Annotated in this window: 14 protein-coding genes; 7 read left to right on the top strand and 7 right to left on the bottom strand. The window is 73.8% G+C overall.

The features are described 5' to 3' along the window. Positions 1-33: 33 nt before the first annotated feature. Positions 34-786 (bottom strand): hypothetical protein, encoded by a 753-nt coding sequence (locus AB0I79_RS35390; protein WP_357882749.1) that lies wholly within the window; start codon positions 784-786, stop codon positions 34-36. Positions 787-788: 2 nt separating this feature from the next. Continuing rightward, positions 789-1,556, bottom strand: a complete 768-nt coding sequence (locus AB0I79_RS35395; protein WP_357882752.1) for a hypothetical protein — start codon at positions 1,554-1,556, stop codon at positions 789-791. Positions 1,557-1,813: 257 nt separating this feature from the next. On the opposite strand from AB0I79_RS35395, the gene AB0I79_RS35400 reads away from it, so the two are divergent. From AB0I79_RS35400 to menC, 5 genes are all read left to right on the top strand, one after another. After that, positions 1,814-2,458 carry a hypothetical protein gene (locus AB0I79_RS35400; protein ID WP_357882755.1) on the top strand — a complete coding sequence of 215 codons (645 nt, stop codon included), beginning with the start codon at positions 1,814-1,816 and terminating at the stop codon, positions 2,456-2,458. Beyond that, complete coding sequence (locus tag AB0I79_RS35405) at positions 2,455-2,577, top strand: hypothetical protein (RefSeq protein WP_357882757.1); 123 nt, start codon at positions 2,455-2,457, stop codon at positions 2,575-2,577. The genes AB0I79_RS35400 and AB0I79_RS35405 overlap by 4 nt, the downstream gene beginning before the upstream one ends. A gap of 89 nt (positions 2,578-2,666) precedes the next feature. Beyond that, entirely contained in the window at positions 2,667-3,218 is a 552-nt protein-coding gene (locus AB0I79_RS35410; RefSeq protein ID WP_357882760.1) for an acyclic terpene utilization AtuA family protein, read from the top strand. Between the two features lie 116 nt (positions 3,219-3,334). Continuing rightward, on the top strand, positions 3,335-4,102 hold the full coding sequence (locus AB0I79_RS35415) for a GNAT family N-acetyltransferase (protein WP_357882763.1): 768 nt from the start codon (positions 3,335-3,337) through the stop codon (positions 4,100-4,102). After that, positions 4,099-5,199, top strand: coding sequence for an o-succinylbenzoate synthase (menC, locus tag AB0I79_RS35420; RefSeq protein ID WP_357882766.1), 1,101 nt, complete (start codon positions 4,099-4,101; stop codon positions 5,197-5,199). Before AB0I79_RS35415 ends, menC begins: the two co-directional genes overlap by 4 nt. Here menC and AB0I79_RS35425 read toward each other — a convergent pair. Then, positions 5,189-7,066, bottom strand: a complete 1,878-nt coding sequence (locus AB0I79_RS35425) for a S9 family peptidase (protein ID WP_357882769.1) — start codon at positions 7,064-7,066, stop codon at positions 5,189-5,191. The genes menC and AB0I79_RS35425 overlap by 11 nt on opposite strands. Before the next feature lie 203 nt (positions 7,067-7,269). Between AB0I79_RS35425 and AB0I79_RS35430 the strand changes: the two genes are divergently transcribed. After that, complete coding sequence (locus AB0I79_RS35430; RefSeq protein WP_357882772.1) at positions 7,270-8,565, top strand: UDP-glucose/GDP-mannose dehydrogenase family protein; 1,296 nt, start codon at positions 7,270-7,272, stop codon at positions 8,563-8,565. 223 nt (positions 8,566-8,788) lie between these two features. Further along, positions 8,789-9,964, top strand: a complete 1,176-nt coding sequence (tuf, locus tag AB0I79_RS35435) for an elongation factor Tu (protein WP_357882776.1) — start codon at positions 8,789-8,791, stop codon at positions 9,962-9,964. 177 nt (positions 9,965-10,141) lie between these two features. Here tuf and AB0I79_RS35440 read toward each other — a convergent pair whose 3' ends face one another. The 4 genes from AB0I79_RS35440 to AB0I79_RS35455 all read right to left on the bottom strand — a co-directional run bounded on the left by AB0I79_RS35440 (position 10,142) and on the right by AB0I79_RS35455 (position 19,274). Further along, the gene (locus AB0I79_RS35440) at positions 10,142-12,952 is read right to left on the bottom strand and encodes a glycoside hydrolase family 2 TIM barrel-domain containing protein (RefSeq protein ID WP_357882779.1); all 2,811 of its coding nucleotides are present in this window, start codon (positions 12,950-12,952) and stop codon (positions 10,142-10,144) included. 181 nt (positions 12,953-13,133) lie between these two features. Further along, a complete protein-coding gene (locus tag AB0I79_RS35445; protein WP_357882782.1) occupies positions 13,134-14,570 on the bottom strand; it encodes an amidohydrolase in 1,437 nt (478 codons plus the stop codon). Positions 14,571-14,619: 49 nt separating this feature from the next. Then, positions 14,620-15,765, bottom strand: a complete 1,146-nt coding sequence (locus AB0I79_RS35450) for an amidohydrolase family protein (RefSeq protein WP_357882785.1) — start codon at positions 15,763-15,765, stop codon at positions 14,620-14,622. Between the two features lie 98 nt (positions 15,766-15,863). Then, positions 15,864-19,274, bottom strand: a complete 3,411-nt coding sequence (locus AB0I79_RS35455) for a phosphodiester glycosidase family protein (RefSeq protein ID WP_357882788.1) — start codon at positions 19,272-19,274, stop codon at positions 15,864-15,866. Positions 19,275-19,321: the final 47 nt, after the last annotated feature.

Genomic DNA, 19,321 nt, shown 5'->3' on the forward strand with positions numbered 1-19,321 from the left:
GCCTTCGGGCTCCGCTCCCCATTTATCCCGGATTCACCGGCGCGCCCGGAACGCCACGGCGGTCGTGGAGGTGATCGCCGTCACCAGCACGACGGTGAGCAGGACGGTGTTCATCGGGTTGCGCCGGCGGCCGGGCGGCTCGGCCTGCCGGACGTGCCGCCGGGCCGAGGGTGTGGGGCTCGGGGTGCGGGTCGGGGTCGGGGTCGGCGTGGGCGGCGGCAGCACGCGGACCGGCACCACGGGCGGGGCTACGGCTTCGGGCGCCGCCGCCCGTGGCCGGTCGCGCGGGCAATCCCCCAGCACGACCCCGCCCGCGCACACGCCGTCGGGGAAGATCGTCACCTGCGGCACCGTCACCTCGGGCGCCGCCCGCCGCTTCCCGCGCGGCATGGAGATCGACACCTTGGGGTCGGGCGATCGCCGCGTGAGCACCCGCGGCACCTTCACGGTGGGCCCGACGGTGACCCTCTTGGGCGGCGCGGGCCTGCGTACGGACACGCGGGGCACCGGCCGCGGCGAGGGCACCCTGGCGATCTTCGGCACCGGCCGCGGCGACGGCACCCGCCCCGCCATCGGCACAGATCGTGCAGCCGCCCCCCGCTCGTTCACCGGCGCCAGGCCGGCCCGCGGCTCAAGGGCGCCCCGCGCTTCAAGGGCGGTGCGTGGTTCGAGGACGGCCCGCGGCTCGAGGGCGACCTGCGATTCAAGGGCGGCCGCCGCCGGTCCTGCCGCGGCGGCCAGGGCGAGGGTGGCGGCGAGCAGGAGGGGCGCGCGCCTGACGCCCACGGTCACATCCCCCCGCTGATCCGCGCGAACTCCTCCAGTGCCCCCCGGAACGCCTCCGGCCCGACGGCCAGCGGCCCGTCGAAGGCGCGGGAGATGTCCCACGTCAGGTAGGTGCCGAACCCGATCAGCGCCGCCGTCGCCACCAGCGGCAGCATGGCCAGCCCGCGCGGCCTGGCCCCGGCCAGGAACGGGAAGACGACGACCAGCACCCCGGTGAGTACCGTCAGGATCAGCAGCCCGTCGGGCGGCCTGGCGCCGGCGTCGGCGGTCCGCTGCGCGCGTGCCGTGGAGATGGCGCTGACGTGCTCCAGCACGGTCGCCTTGGCGTCCTCCTCCTCGTCGTCGCGCGGCTGCAGCGCGTTGACCCGCCCGCGCAGGTCGTCCATGCGCTCGTCGCCGACGGGATGCATGTGCCCGCCGGCCATGAGCGGCCACTCGTCCTTGACCACGAAGGCGACGTAGTCACGCAGCGACCTGCGCACCTCCTCCGGCGCGGACCCGGGCAGGCCGGAAGCGGCCCAGTAGGCGTCCACCGAGGCCTGGCTCTCGGCGTGGGTGTTGAGCCTGGCGGCGTCGGCCGTGGTCCAGGGGACGATGATCGCGATGGCGAACACGAGCAGGAACATGGCCGACAACATCGCGCCGGCGTGCGCGGCCGACGGACCGTTGGGGTCGCGGTCCTCGCCGGCCGTCTTCACCCGCCTGAACAGCAGCGCGGTGAGCGCCACTGCGCCCACCGCCGCCAGGATGGAGAGGATGTACGCCACCATGAAGATCTCCCGGATATCTTCGGATACGCAGTGTCACATTACTATCACACAGCGCAATGATGGCGTGAGGCCCTGAAAGGTAAAGTCCCGGGCAAGCACCACGGCCGTGAACGGGCCCGCGGCGGACTGCCGGGGAGCCGCCGCCGCGGGCGCGTGGCTAGCAGCTGCTCCCGTACGGGACGCTGACGAGGCTGTTCTGCGCGCCGCACGGGCTGCCGCCGCGGCTGGCCGGGCTGGGGCTGGACGATCGCGCCCGGTTGCCCGACCCGCTGGCGGTCGGGGCGGCGCTGCTGGACGCGGTGAGCGAGCGGCCGCGCAGCGGGCCGCTCCGCCTGATCGTGGACGACGTGCACTGGGCGGACGAGCCGACGTTGCGGGCGCTGACGTTCTGCCTGCGCAGGTTGCGGGTGGACCGGGTGCCGGCGGTGCTGATGCTGCGTGACGCGGCCGCGCTGGCGGGCCCCGAGGGGCTGCTGCGGCTGGTCGCCGCGGGCACGACGCGCAGGTTGCGGCTGTCCGGGCTGCGCGCGCCCGAGGTGGGGGCGATGGCCGGCGGGCTGGGCGCGGGGCCGGTGTCGCAGCGCGGGCTGGCGCGGCTGGTCGCGCACACCGAGGGCGTGCCGCTGCACCTGCGCGCGCTGCTGGAGGAGGTGCCGGCGGCGGCGCAGGACGACCTGGGGCAGCCGCTGCCGGCGCCGCGCTCGTACGGGCTGCTGGTGCTGGGCAAGGTGGCCAGGTGCGCGCCGCCCGGAGCTGGTCAGCGCGGTGAGCGTGCTCGGCCTGTCGTGCCCGCTGCACCTGGCGGCGGGGGTGGCGGGGGTGGAGCGGCCGTTGCAGGCGCTGGAGGAGGCGGCGCGCGAGGGGGTCCTGCTGGAACGCTCCTCGCCGCGCGACCGGGATGACGAACCGGCAGGCGTCGGCCGCCAGGCAGGTGGTGCTGGAGGCGCGGCGCGACCCGGGCGGGGGCCCGGTGGTGGTGTCGCGGGTGCTGCGGCAGCTCGATGCCAGGAGCCTGCGGTGATCGGCCCGTCCATGCTTCACGGCACAACCCCGGAAGCCTCAAGCGTGTAACGGTGTGTGACGGTTCGCGGCAAAGGGTAGTCAATAGACATGCTGCGTATCGGCACGTGGAGGTCGCCCGAGTCGGTCGATGTCATCGCCTGCGGCTGGCACGACGGCGGCCCCGGCCCTCTCGGGACGGGCGTCAAGCTCATCTACGGCACGCCCGGCGCCGCGCCGCACCTCCCCGGCCTCCAGGTCGGCGAGGTGATCGCGCGGAGCGCGGAGGAGATCGCCGAGCTGCTGGTGCAGGGCATGGACGTGGTCCGCACCGCGCCGGGCGGCTGCCCGGCCGCGCCGGTGGTGGCGGCGGGCATCTGGCACTACGGCTGGACGCGCCGCGACCGGGGAGCCCTGGCGGGGGCGACCGTGGCCGGGCTGGCGCTGGCGGCGCAGCCGGGCCCGTGCATGGTGGAGATCTGGCGCGACGGGCGCAGCTCGCTCGACGGCGACGTGACGGCGGCGGCGGTCCGCGCCGACCTGGCCGATCGCTTCGCGGACGGCCGCTACCGCACGCCCGAGGTCACGGTCCCGCTGGAGTCGGTGCGGCTGAGCCAGGAGGCACCCAGCCGGATCCGCATCGCCCTGGCCGCCGCCCACTGATCCGGCGCGGTTGGGCGGCGCGACGAAAAGGGCGCGCCCTGTTGGTGGTCCACGACGAACCACACGTCCCCGCGATGGCATACCGTCGCAGGGGATCGTGACGGAAGGGTGGATCGTTGATCGAGGTCAGGGAACTCCACGAGATGGTGGAGCTCGAGCGCGTCGACGCGCTGTTCGACGACATCTGGCATTTCGGCCCCGGCGCGCCGCCCATCACGATCGAGCTGATGCGGGCGCTGTCGCACGCGGGCGGCTACGTCGCGGGCGCGTTCGACGGCGACGTGCTCGTCGGCGGCTCGGTGGGCTTCCTCGCGGCGGACCGCACACTGCACTCGCACGTCACGGGCGCGACCCGGCGCGGCGTCGGCCTCGACCTCAAGCTGCACCAGCGCCGCTGGGCCCTGGAGCGCGGGCTGGAGCGCATCACCTGGACCTACGACCCCCTGGTGCGCCGCAACGCGCACTTCAACCTGGCCAAGCTGGGCGCCAGGCCGGTGGAGTACCTGCCGTGCTTCTACGGGATCCTGGACGACGCGATCAACCAGGGCGACGAGTCGGACCGGCTGCTCGCCTCGTGGCCGCTGACCGCGCCGCACGTGGAGAGGCCGGCACGGCGGGAGCCGTACGATCAGCCCGGCCCGGGGGACGCGGTGGTGGCGCTGGCCGACGAGGGCGGGCGGCCGGTGGCCGCGCCGGTGGGCGGCGCCGATCGCAGGGTGCTGGTCGCGGTCCCCGAGGACATCGAGGGGCTGCGCCAGTCCGACCCGGGCGCGGGCAAGGCGTGGCGGCACGCCGTGCGCGAGGTGCTCGGGGGTCTGATGGCGGAGGGCCACGCGGTCACGGGGTTCTCCGGGAAGCGGTACTACGTAGTGGAGAAAGTGTGAAGATCACTGGAGTTGAGCTACGGCGGATCGCGATGCCGCTGGTGGCGCCGTTCCGCACCTCGTTCGGCACCGAGACCGCCCGGGACGTCCTGCTGGTGCGGGTCGTGACGCCCGACGCGGAGGGCTGGGGCGAGTGCGTGGCCATGTCCGAGCCGCTCTACTCGGCCGAGTACGTGGACGGCGCCGCCGAGGTGATCCGCCGCTTCCTGCTGCCCGCGCTGCCGAAGAACCTCGGCGCGAACGACGTCGCCCGCGCCCTGGAGCCGATCAAGGGCCACCGCATGGCCAAGGCGGCGCTGGAGACGGCGGTGCTCGACGCGCAGCTCAGAGCGGCGGGCGAGTCGTTCGGCCGCTTCCTCGGCGCGGCCAGGACGCGGGTGCCGTGCGGGGTGTCGGTCGGCATCATGGACTCGGTCCCGCAGCTCCTCGACGCCGTCGCGGGCTACCTGGACGAGGGGTACGTGCGGATCAAGCTGAAGATCGAGCCCGGCTGGGACGTCGAGCCGGTCCGTGCCGTGCGCGAGCGGTTCGGCGACGACGTGCTGCTCCAGGTGGACGCGAACGCCGCCTACTCGCTGGCGGACGCCCCCCGCCTGGCCAGGCTGGACGCGTTCGACCTGCTGCTGATCGAGCAGCCCCTGGCCAACGACGACCTGGTCCAGCACGCCAGGCTGGCGCAGCGGCTCAGGACGCCGATCTGCCTGGACGAGTCGATCGAGTCGGCCGAGCACGCCGCCGCCGCGATCGCGCTCGGCTCCTGCTCGATCATCAACATCAAGCCTGGCCGGATCGGCGGTTACCTGGAGGCGCGGCGCATCCACGACCTGTGCCGGGCCAACGGCGTGGCCGTGTGGTGCGGCGGCATGCTGGAGACGGGCCTCGGCCGGGCGGCGAACGTGGCGCTGGCCGCCCTGCCCGGCTTCACCCTGCCCGGCGACACCTCCGGCTCGCGCCGCTACTTCGCCACCGACGTGACCGAGCCGTTCGAGCTGGTGGACGGCCATCTGGAGGTGCCCACGGGGCCGGGGCTCGGGGTGGAGCCCATCCCGTCGGTGCTGGACGAGGTGACGACGTCCACGGAGTGGATCACCCTCTGAGCCCGGGTGAAGCGCCGCTGACCCACCGCTCCAGCCACGCGATCATCCTCTCGTTGTAGTCGTAGCGGTGCGAGGGCCGGCCGCCGCCCTGGAACAGGTGGCTGGCTCCGGGGTAGCGCACGAGCGTCACGGGCACCCGCCGCTCGCGCAGCGCGGCGAACCACTGCTCGGACTGGCCGATGGGGCAGCGGTCGTCGCTCTCGCCGTGCAGGAGGAGGGTGGGCGCGGTGACCCGGCCCACGTGGGTGAGCGGCGACTGGGCGGCCAGGTCGCCGGGGCACTCGTGCTCCTTGAGCGCGAGCCCCATGTCGGACGTGCCGCTCATGCTGGTCAGGTCGGTGACGGCGCCACCGGCCACGGCCGCCTTGAACCGGTCCGTCGTGCCGGTCAGCCAGCACGTCATGTAGCCGCCGTAGCTGTAGCCGGTGACCGCCAGCCGCTCGGGGTCGGCGATCCCCTCGGCGACCAGGGCGTCCACGGCGGCGAGGAAGTCCTGGGTGTCGGCCAGGCCCCAGGCGCCGACGGCGGCGGTGTAGAACGCCTCGCCGTAGCCGTCGCTGGCGCGCGGGTTGATCGCCAGCACGGTCCAGCCGCGGGCGGCCAGGATCTGGCGGTAGACGCGGAAGCCGTCGAGCACGGGGGCCCAGGCGTTGTGCGGGCCGCCGTGGATGTCGAGCAGGAGCGGCCCGGGGGTGGCGGCGTTTCCGTCGCGCCAGACGAAGCCCTCGACGACGGTGCCGTCGGGGGCGGTGAACGTGCGGCGTTCCGGCACGTACAGGTCGGCGTCGCCGGGCGCGTGGGCGGTGAGCCGCCGCGCCGCCGGCTCGCCGGGTTCCAGCAGGTAGATCTCGCCGGCGCTGTGCGGGGTGGCGGCCACGTACGCGATGCGGCCGGCCGCGGTGCTCGCCCCGGCGACGCTGACCTCCTCGGGCACGATCTTGGTGGCGAGCTCGCCGCCGGGGATGCGGTAGAGGTGCGTGCAGCCGCCGTCGCGCGCGCAGAACACGAGGTCGTCGCCGAGCAGCGCCGGGGAGGCGCCGGGGTAGCCGGGGTGGCCGGTCATCACGTTGCGGTCGAGGCCGGTCTCGATCTCGGCCGCCCCGCCGGGGCCCAGCTCGTAGAGGCGGACGTGCCCGACGGGGCCGCCCTTCAGCGCGGCGGTGATCAGCCGCTCGCCGAGCCACCACACGCCGCCGCAGAGGAGTTCGGGGGCGGTCAGCCGCTCGGGCTGGCCGCCGGAGACCCGCACGGTCCAGGCGGCGCCGCCCGGCCGCAGGTCGCGGTCGGCGTCCAGGTCGGCCGCGAACGCCAGCCGTGTCCCGTCCGGCGACCAGGAGGGCTCGCCCGCGTGGAAGTCGCCGTCGGTGACCTGGGTGCTCTCCCCCGAGGCGACGTCGACCACGAACAGGTGCGTGGTGATCCCGCGCAGCAGCCCGGCCCCGTCGGCCTTGTAGTCCAGCCGGTCGGTGACGACGGGCGCGTCCGGATCGGGTTCCGGGCCGGCCGGTCCCGCGTAGGCGATCCGGGTCCCGTCCGGCGACCAGCGCGCGGGCCCGGCGCCGAGCGGGGCCCGCGTCAGCGCGTACGGCTCGCCGCCGTCCATGGGCAGCAGGTGGAGCTGCGGCTTGCCGTCCACCGGCCGCAGGAACGCCAGCGTGCGCCCGTCGGGCGACCACCGGGGCGCGCTACCGCGGGCCAGGCGGCGCGGCTCGGCCTCCGGGGCGGCGAGCCAGATCTCCGTGCGGTTCTCGTCGGCCTCCGGGTCGGCGGTGGTGAGCGTGTACGCGACCGCACCGCCGTCGGGGCGCAGCGCCGGGTCGGAGGGCACGGCGAAACGATGGATGGCGTCGAGACCGATACGTGACATATCCGCACGGTAGGGCATCATCGCCCGCTCTGCTTCGGTCTGCCCGACGAACGGCGGGGCCCCGCGTTGTGCCACCCGCCAACCGGGTCGAGGACAATGTGGGGGAGGACGTTAAGGTGTGATGATCCTCCGCCGGTTTCGGCACCTCACTTCCCGAGCAGCGGGCCCGCCGTCGCGGCGTTCGCGAGATTGGATGGTCAACGATGGTTGGCAAGCCGGAACGGCAGGTGGCCGTGTTCGGTGCCGGGTACATCGGTCTGGTGACCGGTGCCTGCCTCGCCGAGCTGGGGCACCGGGTGGTGGTCCGGGACATCGACCCCGACAAGGTCGCCCTGCTTCGCTCCGGCGACGTGCCGATCTACGAGCCGGGCCTCGGTGACATGATCGTCAGGAACAAGGAGCGGCTGACCTTCACGCTGGATCTCGCCGAGACGCTCGACGGCGCCGAGATCGCGTACGTGTGCGTGGACACGCCGCCCTCGGCCTCCGGCGACGCGGACCTGTCCCGGATCTGGTCGGTGGTGAAGTCGCTGGAGGGTGCCACGCACCTGAAGGCCGTGGTGGTCAAGTCGACCGTGCCGGTCGGCACCGGCGCCCGGGTGCGGGCCGCGCTCGACGCGGCGGGCCTGGCCCACGTCGGCTACGCCGCCAACCCGGAGTTCACCGCCGAGGGCCGCGCCGTCGCCGACTTCATGCGCCCCGACCGCATCGTCATCGGCGCGGGCGACGAGGCCACCGCGCAGCTCATCGCCGATCTGCACCACGGCGTGGAAGGCCCGGTCGTGGTGATGGACGTGCGCTCGGCCGAGATGGTCAAGCTCGCCTCCAACGCGCTGCTCGCCACGAAGATCAGCTTCATCAACGAGATCGCCACGCTGTGCGAGAAGACCGGCGCGGACGTCGAGGAGGTGGCTCGCGCCGTCGGCCTCGACCACCGCCTCGGCCCCCACTTCCTGCGGCCCGGCATCGGCTGGGGCGGCTCCTGCTTCCCGAAGGACTCCGAGGCGCTGCGCCAGCTCGCCAGCAACACCGGCTACCACCTCCAGCTCCTGTCGGCCGTGATCGAGGTCAACAACCTGCAGAAGCGCCGGGCGATCCAGAAGCTGAAGGACGAGCTGGGCACGCTGGCGGGCATGCGGGTGGCGCTGCTCGGGCTGACGTTCAAGTCGGGCACCGACGACATGCGCGAGGCGACCAGCACGGTGCTGGCCTCCCGGCTGCTGGCCGAGGGCGCCGAGGTGCGCTGCTGGGACCCGATGGCCCGGCCGGGCGAGGTGGAGCCGTGGATCTCGACGACCCGGCACGCGACCCCGGAGGAGGCCATGGCGGGCGCCGACGCGGCGGTCGTGGTGACCGAGTGGCCGCAGCTCAAGGAGGTCGACTGGGCGCAGACGGCTGCGGCCATGCGGCGGCCGGTGCTCTTCGACGGCCGCAACCTGCTGGACCCGGCGGGGATGCGCGCGCTCGGCTACACGTACATGGGCGTCGGAAGGCCGTAGCTCCCGCGGAATAATCCGTTGCGGTGCGGTGCTGATGCCCGCACTATGTTCCTCATGTTCCCGTACGCGCGCCTCGCGACCCCCGCAGCATCGCTGCCGGGCTCGTTCGCGTGCGACGGCCTGGAGCGCTGACCTCTTCCCGTTAGTTCCGGAGTGACCCGGCGGGGGGAGGTTGTCGACCCTGACGGGTCACCGAGGATCCAGGTTCTGGGAAAGGGAACCCATGGCCAAGCAGGCCTACGTACGGAACAAGCCGCATCTCAACATCGGCACGATGGGGCACGTCGACCACGGCAAGACCACGCTGACCGCCGCCATCACCAAGGTGCTGGCGCAGCGCGGGCAAGCCACGTACACGCCGTTCGAGCGGATCGACCGGACGCCGGAGGAGGCGTCCAGGGGGATCACGATCAACATCTCGCACGTCGAGTACGAGACCGCGACCCGCCACTACGCGCACGTGGACATGCCGGGGCACGCCGACTACGTGAAGAACATGATCACGGGGGCGGCGCAGCTCGACGGCGCGATCCTCGTCGTGTCCGCGCACGACGGGATCATGCCGCAGACCAGGGAGCACGTGCTGCTCGCCAAGCGGGTCGGCGTCGAGCACCTGGTCGTGGCCGTCAACAAGGCCGACGGCGCCGACCCGGAGCTGACCGACCTGGTCGAGCTGGAGCTGCAGGACCTGCTCGCCGAGCACGGCTACCAGGGCGTCCCGATGGTCCGGGTGTCCGGGCTGCGGGCGCTGGAGGGCGACCCGGTCTGGACGGCGTCGGTCGAGGCGCTGCTCGACGCGGTGGACTCGCACATCCCCGTGCCGGTGCGGTACGTGGACGCGCCGTTCCTGATGCCGGTCGAGAACGTGCTGACGGTCACCGGCCGCGGCACGGTCGTCACCGGGGCCATCGAGCGGGGCACGGTGCGGATCGGCGACACGGTCGAGGTGGTCGGCTTCGGTGACGGGTTCTCCGCCGTCGTGACGGGCGTGGAGACGTTCGGCAAGACGATGGAGCGGGGCGAGGCCGGCGACAACGCCGCCGTGCTGCTGCGGGGGGTGCGCCGCGAGCAGGTGCGGCGGGGCATGGTGCTGGCGGCGCCCGGCACCCAGCACGCCCGTGACCGGTTCACCGCCCGCGTCTACCTCCTGACGCCGGAGGAGGGCGGGCGGCGGCGGCCCGTCACGTCGGGGTACCGGCCGCAGTTCTACCTGCGGACGACGGACGTGCCGGGCGAGCTCGTCCTGCCGGACGGCTCCGGCGCCCTGCCGGGGGAGACCGTGGAGGTGACGGTCGAGCTGGGCAAGGCGGTGGCGGTCGAGCCGGGGCTCGGCTTCGCCATCCGCGAGGGCGGCCTCACGGTCGGCGCGGGCACGGTCCTCGCCGTCCCGGACGCCTGACCCCCACGGTGCGGGACCGGCTCCCCGGTCCCGCACCGCCGCATCCGCGCCTCGCGCGAAGGCCCGCACCGCCGCGCACCGCGCCCCGGGCCGCGGCCCGCACCGCCCAGCCGCCCTCGCGCACTGCGCTCCGGCGAAGGCCGGGCCCCAGCACGCCGGGGTCCGGCCTTCCAGGGGTCAGAGCTGGTCGAAGCGGACGCGGAGGGTGGCGCGGCGGGCCCTCAGGTCGTAGGCAGGCAGCGGGCCTGGACCGCAGGTGGCCGTGCCGATGCCCTGGTGGGCGAGGTCCAGGTGGACGTACGCCCGCTCCCCCGCCACCAGATCGGGCCGGTGGCGGGCGGCGGCCAGCTCCAGGGCGCTCCACCGCCGCACGGTCAGCCCGAACACCGGCTCGCCCGACACCCGGAAGCCGCCCAGCTCGGCCCACCGCACGTCGGCGCGGTGCCCGTTCTCCTGCGGGTACACGTACGGCGTCTGCATCGACTCCACCGTGGCCGACCACCGCCCCACCCGGGCGGCCATGCCCGTGTCCGGGTACACCTCCCCCGGCCCGAGCCCGAACCACGTCACCCGGTCCACCGCCGAGCCCGGCAGCGACATCGTGACCCCGAGCCGCGGGATCGGGTCGCGCCAGTCGCCCTTCGGCTCGATGTCCAGCAGCAGCCGCAGCCCGCCGTCGAAGCTCCACCGGTACGTCGCCACCATCCCGAGGTCGGTGTCCGCCGGCGCGACCCGCGTCCGCACGGTCAGCCCGTCGCCGAGCGAGATGTCGTCGACTCGGTGGGTGAGCCGGTGCAGGCCGAGCTCGCGCCACCGGGCTTCGAGGCCGGCGGCCCTGTCGTTGTCGGTCGGGGCCCGCCACAGGTCGAGCCTCGGGCCCTCCACCTGCGTGCCGAACAGCCGGACCAGCCGCCCGGTCGTCGCGTCGAACGCGCACCCGCCGACGGTCAGCTCGCCGCCGTCGCGAGTGCCGTCCCAGATGCCGCCGCGCGCGCCGTCACGCGTGAACGCCACGGTCGCCACGTGCTCCCAGGGCTCGTGCCGCGCCAGCAGCGCCTGCCCCCAGGCCACCTCGTGCCCGGCCGGCCCCCACGGCAGGTCCTCGGCCAGCACCGCGCGCACCGTGAGCCAGCGCTCGCCGTCCGGCCCGTCGGCCACCTCGGGCAGCTTGCACTCGCCGCCCGCCGCGGGCACGTCGAGCGGGTGCTCGGCGACCGTCTCCCCCTCGACCTGCACGGTGGCCGTGAACCGCAGGTGCGACAGGTCCGTGAAGCCGTAGTGGTTGACGACCCGCACCACCCCGTCACCGAACTCGAACCGGACCGGCTCGAACACCTTCTTCAGGTCGATCAGCCCGGGCGACGGCGTCCGGTCGGGGAACACGAGCCCGTCGATGACGAAGTTCCCGTCGTGCACGGGCTCGCCGTAGTCGCCGCCGTACGCGTACTCGTACGCGGGATGCGCCAGCCCGTGATCGATCCACTCCCAGATGAACCCGCCGGCCAGCCGCGGATACCGCTCGAACAGCTCCTGGTACTCGGCCAGCCCGCCGGGCCCGTTGCCCATGGCGTGGGCGTACTCGCACTGCATGAACGGCATCGCCCGCCGCCGCGCGTCCAGCTCGGGGTCGTCGAGCGGGTCCTCCTCGTGCCTGCCGATGGCCTCGACCTCGGCGTGGGAGGCGTACATGCGGGAGTAGACGTCCGTGTGCTCGCACGACCGGTCGCCCTCGTAGTGCAGCGGCCTGGACGGGTCGCGCTCGCGGGTCCAGGCGGCCATGACGGCCAGGTTGCGGCCCACGCCGGCCTCGTTGCCGAGGGACCACATGATGATGCTGGGGTGGTTCTTGTCCCGTTCGACCATGCGGCGCATGCGGTCGAGCAGCGCGTCGGCGTAGCGGGGGTCGTCGGTGGGGTTGGCGCGCCAGCCGACCTGGCCGAAGCCGTGGGTCTCCAGGTCGCACTCGTCGATCACCCACAGGCCCAGCTCGTCGCACAGGTCGAGGAAGTCCGGGTGGGGCGGGTAGTGGCTGGTCCTGACGGCGTTGACGTTGTGCCGCTTCATGAGCAGCACGTCCTCGCGCATCGTCTCGTACGGCACCGCCCGCCCGTGCTCCGGATGGAACTCGTGCCTGTTGACGCCCTTGAGCAGCAGCGGGCGGCCGTTGGCCATCAGCACGCCGTCCACGATGGAGATCGTGCGGAAGCCGACGCGCACCCGTACCGTCTCGCCGGGGCAGGTCACCACGGCCTCGTACAGGCGCGGGGTCTCCGCCGTCCACGGCTCGACCTCGACGGTGACCTCGGCGCCGGGCTCCAGGCCGTCGATGCCGAGCTCGGGGACGCTGAGCGTGCCGGCGCCCTCGAAGCTGAGCGTGCCGCGGCCGTCCTCGTAGGAGGCGTGCACGAAGACGTCGGCGGTCGATCGGGTGAGCGTGACGCCGCGAAAGATGCCGGGCAGCCACCACATGTCCTGGTCCTCCAGGTACGTGGCGGCCGACCACTGGTGCACGCGCACGGCCAGCACGTTGCGGCCGGGGCGCAGGTACGGGGCGGCGTCGTACTCGGCGGGCAGCCGGCTGCCGGTCGAGAAGCCCAGCTCGTGCCCGTTGAGCCAGACCCGGGCGAACGACTCCACCCCCTCGAACCGCAGCCGCCCGCCCGTCCAGCCCTCGGGCAGGTCGAAGGCGCGGCGGTAGTCGCCGGTCGGGTTCTCGTCGGGGACGTGGGGCGGGTCGATGGGGATGGGGAAGGAGACGTTGGTGTAGGCGGGGGCGCCGTGCCCCTGCAGGACCCAGTGCGACGGGACCGGCAGGTCGTCCCAGCCGGTGTCGTCGTAGTCGGGCCGGGCGAAGTCGTCGGGGACGCCGGCGGTGGGTGAGAGGCGGAAGCGCCACGTGCCGTTGAGGTCGAGGCACGGGGCGTCGGAGCGCAGTGCCGCCCTGGGTTCCAGCCGGCCGGAAGCGGGGGAGAAAGTTTCGAGGTCCATCTCCGCCGAGCCTAGAGGTTCCGGGCGAATCAGTCAGCGATGGGGTCGGTGTCCGTCCCGGGGCACTCGCGCGAGCGGGCCGGAACGGAGCAGAGCCGGAACGAAGCAGAGCCGAAAGGAGCAGGACCGGAACGAAGCAGGACCGGTGCGGAGGCGCCGCCCCCGGCTCGCGAGGGGCGCGTCAGCCCCCGGGCGCCCGATGGCGGCAGGGCCGGATGGCCGCGGTGCTCGACGAGGCGGCCAGGTAGCCGGCCAGCAGCGCCTCCGCGACCGCGCCCACGGCGGCGTCGCCGGGCAGGAAGGCGGGGCTGTGCAGGCCGCTTTCGGTGTCCACGCCCACGAACATCATCAGCGACGCCGCCACGTCGCCGTAGCGGGCGAAGTCGTCGGCCCCGCACGAGCGCAGCTCGTCGTTCACCGACCACCCGAGCTCCCGCAGCCGCTCCCCCGTTCTGGCGGCCAGCGACCGGTCGTTGATCAGGACGGGCTCGCCGGGCATGATCTCGACCACGGCGTTGCATCCGTACGCCCTGGCCGTGTCCTCGGCGACCTGCTTGAACCTGCGGTGCAGCCGCCCGCGCCACTCCTGCGACATGGTCCTGAGCGTGCCCCGCGCCACCGCCTCGCCGGGGACGGCGTTGGGCGCGCTGCCCGCGTTCACCGTGCCGAACGTCACCACCGTCGGCGCCATCGGGTCGGCGACCCGGCTGACGAGCTGCTGCGCCGCCACGATCACCTGCGCCATGGCGAGCACGGGGTCGCGGGTGAGATGCGGGTACGCGGCATGCCCCTCACCTCCCTTGACGGTCACCCTGAACTCGTCGGAGGCGGCGTTCACCGGGCCGGGGGCGCAGGCGATCGTGCCTTCGGGCAGCACGGGCTGCACATGGGCGCCGATCATGGCCCGCACGTCGTGCCTGCGGAGCACGCCGGAGGTGACGACGTCGAGCGCGCCGGAGGGGAAGGTCTCCTCGCGCGGCTGCAGCACGGCGAGCAGCGGCACGAGCCCGCCCCCTGCCACGGCCCGCGCCGCCCCCTCGGCCGCCGCTCCCTCTGCCACCGCCCCCTCGGCCGCCGCCCCTGCCGCCGCCCCCTCTGCCGCCGCCAGCACGGCCTCGACGGCTTGCGCCGCGTCCGCGGCGGCCGTTCGGGGATCGGCGCCGGCGACGTCCCCCGAGGTGACGGCCGCGACGGCGCGGGCGAGCGCGACCACGGCGGCCAGGTGCACGTCGTGGCCGCAGGCGTGCATGGCGCCGTTGTCGGCGGCCCATGGCACGTCGGTGCGCTCGGCGATCGGCAGCGCGTCCAGCTCGCCCCGCACTCCCACCGCCGGCCCCGGACCGCCGACCCGCAGCACCGCGCCCGTGCCCGCCACGTGCTCGGCCACGCCGCCGGGCAAGGCCGCGAGCACCCGCCGCAGCGTCGGCCCTTCCTCCCCCGACACGCACGGCGCGGCGTGCAGCTCCCGCCGCAACGCCACGGCTGCGGGCAGCTCGCGGCGCAGCGCCGTCCGCAACGCCACCTCCACGCCCACCTTGCGACCGTCGACGAACGTCCCCGCCATGAACCCCCCAAATCGCAGCAGCTTCCCCCGGTCGAACCCGTCGAACCGGCCCAAATCCTTACCGCTTCCCCCGCCAGCGGCACTCAAGCCCCGAAATCGCCTTTCAGCCCAGTCCGTAAACCCGCCGCGCGTTCTCCACCCCCACCATGGTGGCCACCCGCACCGCCTGGGCCGCCGACCACTCGCCGTCGGTCACGAAGCCGCCCAGCACCCGCGCCATCGCCCGCCGCCACAGCACCGACCCCAGATGGTGCAGCTCGGCCGGCCCCCACGCGTCGGAGGAGTAGAGCAGCTTCGCGAACGGCGCCACCTCCAGGCTCTCGGCCACCAGCGCCGCGCTGCGCGCCCCCGTGTAGTTGACGCCGAGCCCCACGTCGAAGAAGACGTTCGGGTACGCCTGCGCCAGGAACCCCGCGTGCCGCTGGTACGGGTAGCAGTGCAGCAGCAGCAGCGGCACCCCGGTCGGCTCGGCCAGCTCGATCAGCCCGCGCAGCAGCAGCGGGTCGGCCCGCCGCAGGTCCAGGTCCGGATCCCCGAAACCGACGTGGAACTGCAGCGGCAGCCCGAGCTCCAGCCCCGCCCAGATGAGATGCCGTACCAGCACGGGGTCCGACAGCCGCCCGCCCCCGGCGGCCAGCCACCGCCCGGCGGCCTCGGCGACCTCGGCCCGCGACGGGGGCGCGGGGTCGAAGTCGAGCCCGCACCGGTAGGCGGCCACGCTCTTGAGCCCGCGCGCCGTCCCCGCCCGCTCCCGCAGCGCCTCGGCGAACCGCCCGGCGAACGCGTCGGCCGCGCACCCGGTGGCGGCCACCTGCTCGGCCACGCTCTCCAGGCGTACCACCTCGTCGGCGGGCGCCCCGCCGGCCTCCGCCATGCCCGAGGGCCCGAGCAGCTCCTCGCCCCGGTAGCCGGTCTCGACCAGCAGGTGCCCGAGCCCGGCGGCGCCGAGCAGCAGCCGGTTGACCTCGTCGGCGCCGAGCCTGGCCCGCCTGGCGAGGTACTCCTCGGGCGCGCAGAAGGGTTCGAGCCCGAGCACGGGCGCGCAGTGGCGCAGGATGGCGAAGCCGAGCTGGGAGTCGAACGGGGTCGTCCAGTCGGGCACGGGCTGGTCGGACTCGCTGATCATCTCCTCGAACGCCGTGCGCGACAGGTCGTGCGCCACCGCCCCGTGCGTGTGGTGGTCCACCAGCGGCAGCTCCTCGATGGCGCGGGCCAGCCCGGCGGGCACGAGGTCGAACTCCATGGTCATCGGCGAACCTCCCCCGCTGTCGTACCCGCGGCTCAGGGAGCGGACACGCGAAGGGCCCCGCGGGACGATCGCCGTCCCGCGGGGCCCCGGAGCCGACGTCAGGCGGCTGCCTTGGCGGTCAGCGCCACCTGGGCCTGCTTGGTGACGCCGCTGACCGTGACGGCCACCGTCACCTGTCCCGGCCGCAGCGCCGTCAGCGTGCCGGACCCGGGGTCGAGCACGGCGACGTGCCACGGCTTGGCGGTCTTGCGGGTGCCGACGTGCAGGTTCGGCGAGCCGGACCAGGTGACCGACACCGGGTAGGCGGCGGGCACCGTACGGGAGGCCTGCTCGACCGCCGCCGTCACCGGGGCGGGCGCGCCGACCGCGACCGTGGCCGGGGCGGTGAGCGTGAGGCCGTCCACGTGCGGCCGCACCTGCGTGCCGATCCAGTCGGGCGCGTCGGCGAACCAGTTCCGCTTGACGTGCTCGGCCTCGGCCCGCGTCACGGGGTCCACGCCCCACAGCGACCATCCGGTGAACCCGCCGTCCTCGGGGGCGGTGGCGGGGTTCTTGCCGGAGTTGCCGTTGATGAAGTACGGCACCGCGTCCACGCGCTCGGCGTGGAAGGTCCCCACGTGCGCCCCGATGAACGCGGCGCCCTTGCCGGTGGCGCGCTGGAAGTCGGCCAGCCAGCCCTCGACGAGCGCGGCCTCCTTGCGGTCGCCGAGCTGGCTGCCCTTGCCGGGCGTGGGGTCGCGCGGCGGCACGTGGAACAGGACGGCGACGGACCCGATCGAGCCGTCCTCGGCCGCCGCGTCCAGCAGGGACCGCAACCGGGCCACCTGGTCGTAGCCGCCGCCCCTGAGGGTGAGGCGGGAGGTGTCCAGGGTGATGAAGCGGGTGCCCTTGTGGTCGAAGGTCTGGTACGTGTCCCCGAAGACGGCCTTGAAGTTGTCGATCTTGCCGCCCATGACCTCATGGTTGCCCGGAATGTAGTGATATTTCACCGTTCCGCCGAGTTCCTCGTCGAGGATCTTCTTCGCCAGCGCGAAATCCTCCGGCGACGCCTCGTCCACCAGGTCACCGTTGATCACCAGGAAGTCCGGCCGGGCCGCCTTGATCTCCTGAAGGGTGCGGCGCGCGTTCCTGACCAGGTCGCTGTCCGGGTTCCTGGCCACGAACTGCGCGTCCGACATGACCGCGAACCGCCACGGCATCGTGGAGACCTCGCTCCTGACCACGGGGTCGGCCTTCCTGGGCGCCGCCGGGGCCGAGACCGACGGCGCCACCTTGGCGACCAGCCCGTCGATGAGGATCTCGTTGGTGTACTTCACGTCGGCCTTCGTCTCGGCCACGTAGAAGCGCCGCAGCTTGAGCGGGTAGTTGACGCCCGGCGGCACGGTGAACTCGACGTACTTCCAGCCGGTCCACGTCAGGTAGGGGCCGCGCAGGATCTGCGACTGCCCGAGCGCGTCGTAGAACTCCAGACTCGGCCACTCCCCCTTGCCGGTGGAGTTGATCCACAGCCCGAACGCCTGCGGCTGCCCCTCTACCACGATCTGCTGGGGCGGGCTGGCGTACGCGGCCCGGGTGGCGGTGGAGGTGGTGAAGTCGTACGACAGCTTGAGCCCGCCCCCGCTCTGCCCGGGCGCGGCCGACAGCGAGCCGGTGGCGCGGGCGGCGGCGAACGTCCACCCGGCCGCGTCCTCGAAGTCGGCGACCGGCTTGGACTCGAACCCGACCGTCACCGGCACCGCGGTGCTGGTCCTGCCGACCTTGGCGGTGATCAGACCGGAGCCGGTGGCCTGCTTGGCCTTGACGGTGAAGGAGCCGTGCTCGGTCGCGGTGACCTCGAACAGGTTCCTGTCGTAGTCGAGCGTGAGGTCGCCGGGCTCGATGGGCGCGGAGTTGCCGTTGCGGTCGTAGCCGACCACGCCGAACGTGGCGGTGCCGCCCTCGCCGGCCATGCCGAGGCGGTCGGCGGTGGCGCCGAGCCGCTCCAGCGGCTGCAGCACGGTCAGCTCGATGGTGCCCTTGGCCTTGCCGCGCGAGGCGGTGACCGTGGTCGTGCCGGGCACCAGGGCGTGGAACCTGCCGTCGCGGATGACGCCGTGCACGGCCGGGTTCGCCCGCCAGGCCGGGGTGCCGGCGGCGGGGCCGTACGTCTCGTCGTAGCCGGCGGCGGTCAGCCGCCTGGTCAGGCCAGGGAAGACCCGCTCGGGACGGCCTCCGGCGACGGGCCCGACGCCGGGCGCCTTGGCGGGGTCACTGGCGGTCTCCAGCCAGAAGCCCTTCAGCTTGCCGCTGCCCTCGGGCGCGTAGAGCGCCAGGCCGTTGGGGACGTGACGCTCGCCGCCGTCGGAGGGGCTGTTCTCCACCTGCACGTCGGCGGAGCCGGGCTCGCGGGCCAGCATGGTGGAGGAGCCGCCGCCGTCGAGGTTGAGCGCGTTGGCGGCGCCGAGGTCCTTCATCATGGCGGCCAGCTCGTTCAGCGTGACGCCGCGGCTGTCGACCTGGCGGCCGTCCACGGTCAGCAGGTACATCTTCCTGCCGTCCGCCGAGAACCCGACAGCGGTGCGCGGGTGCGCGGCCGGGTCGGTCGAGTTCTGCACGACGCCGTCCTTGACCAGCACCCAGTTGCCGCCCACGGCGGCCTTCACCGAGCTGCCGTCGGAGGGCTTCGGCTGGTACGCCACGTCCACCTTGTCGCCGGCCTTGAGCGCGGACAGGGCGGCGGCCCCGGCGTCCCGGCCGAGCAGGATCGTGGTGCCGGCGGGGATCGGGCCGGTGCCGGCGGAGCCGCGTACCTCGGAGACGACCCCGTCCACCAGCACGACCTCGGCGACGGAGGTGGCGCCCTCGACCGCGCGGGCCCGGTTGTAGGAGCCCCACAGCGGCGTGAACAGGCCCACGCCGTCCCGCTGGATGATCTGGTTGAACTGGGTGAGCTTGACCGGCGCGCCGCCGGACGGGGTGGCGGTGCCCTCGAAGTACATCTTGAGCACGCGGCCGACCCCGTCGCCGGTGACCGCGACGGCGTTCTCGTGGCCGGCGACCGGCGACTGGATCAGCGTGCCGTTCTGCACGCCGATGCCCTGCGCGGCGCCGGAGTTGTTGATGTCGAAGAAGTCGCCGTTGACGGCCGCGACGGCCCGCGAGCGCTTGGCGGGCCCGGACAGCGGCTCCGTCTTGGACACCTCGCCGGAGAAGACGTAGTCCGCCCTGTTCGCCGAGCCGTCACCGCCCAGATCGGCGGTGACGGCGTCCGCGCGCAGCCAGCCGAGCGCGTCATAGGTGTCGAACGAGGTCAGCGAGATGCCCGGCGCCACCGGCCGGGTCTTCTTGGCGGTCTCCAGCCGTTGAGGTGCCACGGCGGTGGGGGCGAGCAGCGTGGAGGAGGCCTGATAGGACGACGCCGTCTCCAGCGCGTCCTCTGCGGGAGGGGTGGGATCGGCCTGCGCGGGCGCGCTGAGGGCCATGGGGCCTAACACGAGCGCGGCGGCGGCCAGCAATCGGAGGGTCTGCACGACCGAACTCAATCGCTCGTGGATATAACTTTCAAGACATAAGGATG

It is taken from the genome of Nonomuraea sp. NPDC050202, from assembly GCF_040656115.1.
Taxonomy (GTDB): Bacteria; Actinomycetota; Actinomycetes; order Streptosporangiales; family Streptosporangiaceae; genus Nonomuraea.

Bases quoted from the DNA above. Each gene is read 5' to 3' on its own strand.
- AB0I79_RS35395 (WP_357882752.1), bottom strand. From the start codon at position 1,556: ATGGTGGCGTACATCCTCTCCATCCTGGCGGCGGTGGGCGCAGTGGCG.
- AB0I79_RS35405 (WP_357882757.1), top strand. From the start codon at position 2,455: ATGACGAACCGGCAGGCGTCGGCCGCCAGGCAGGTGGTGCTGGAGGCG.
- AB0I79_RS35410 (WP_357882760.1), top strand. From the start codon at position 2,667: ATGCTGCGTATCGGCACGTGGAGGTCGCCCGAGTCGGTCGATGTCATC.
- AB0I79_RS35425 (WP_357882769.1), bottom strand. From the start codon at position 7,066: ATGTCACGTATCGGTCTCGACGCCATCCATCGTTTCGCCGTGCCCTCC.
- AB0I79_RS35430 (WP_357882772.1), top strand. From the start codon at position 7,270: ATGGTTGGCAAGCCGGAACGGCAGGTGGCCGTGTTCGGTGCCGGGTAC.
- tuf (WP_357882776.1), top strand. From the start codon at position 8,789: ATGGCCAAGCAGGCCTACGTACGGAACAAGCCGCATCTCAACATCGGC.
- AB0I79_RS35440 (WP_357882779.1), bottom strand. From the start codon at position 12,952: ATGGACCTCGAAACTTTCTCCCCCGCTTCCGGCCGGCTGGAACCCAGG.
- AB0I79_RS35450 (WP_357882785.1), bottom strand. From the start codon at position 15,765: ATGACCATGGAGTTCGACCTCGTGCCCGCCGGGCTGGCCCGCGCCATC.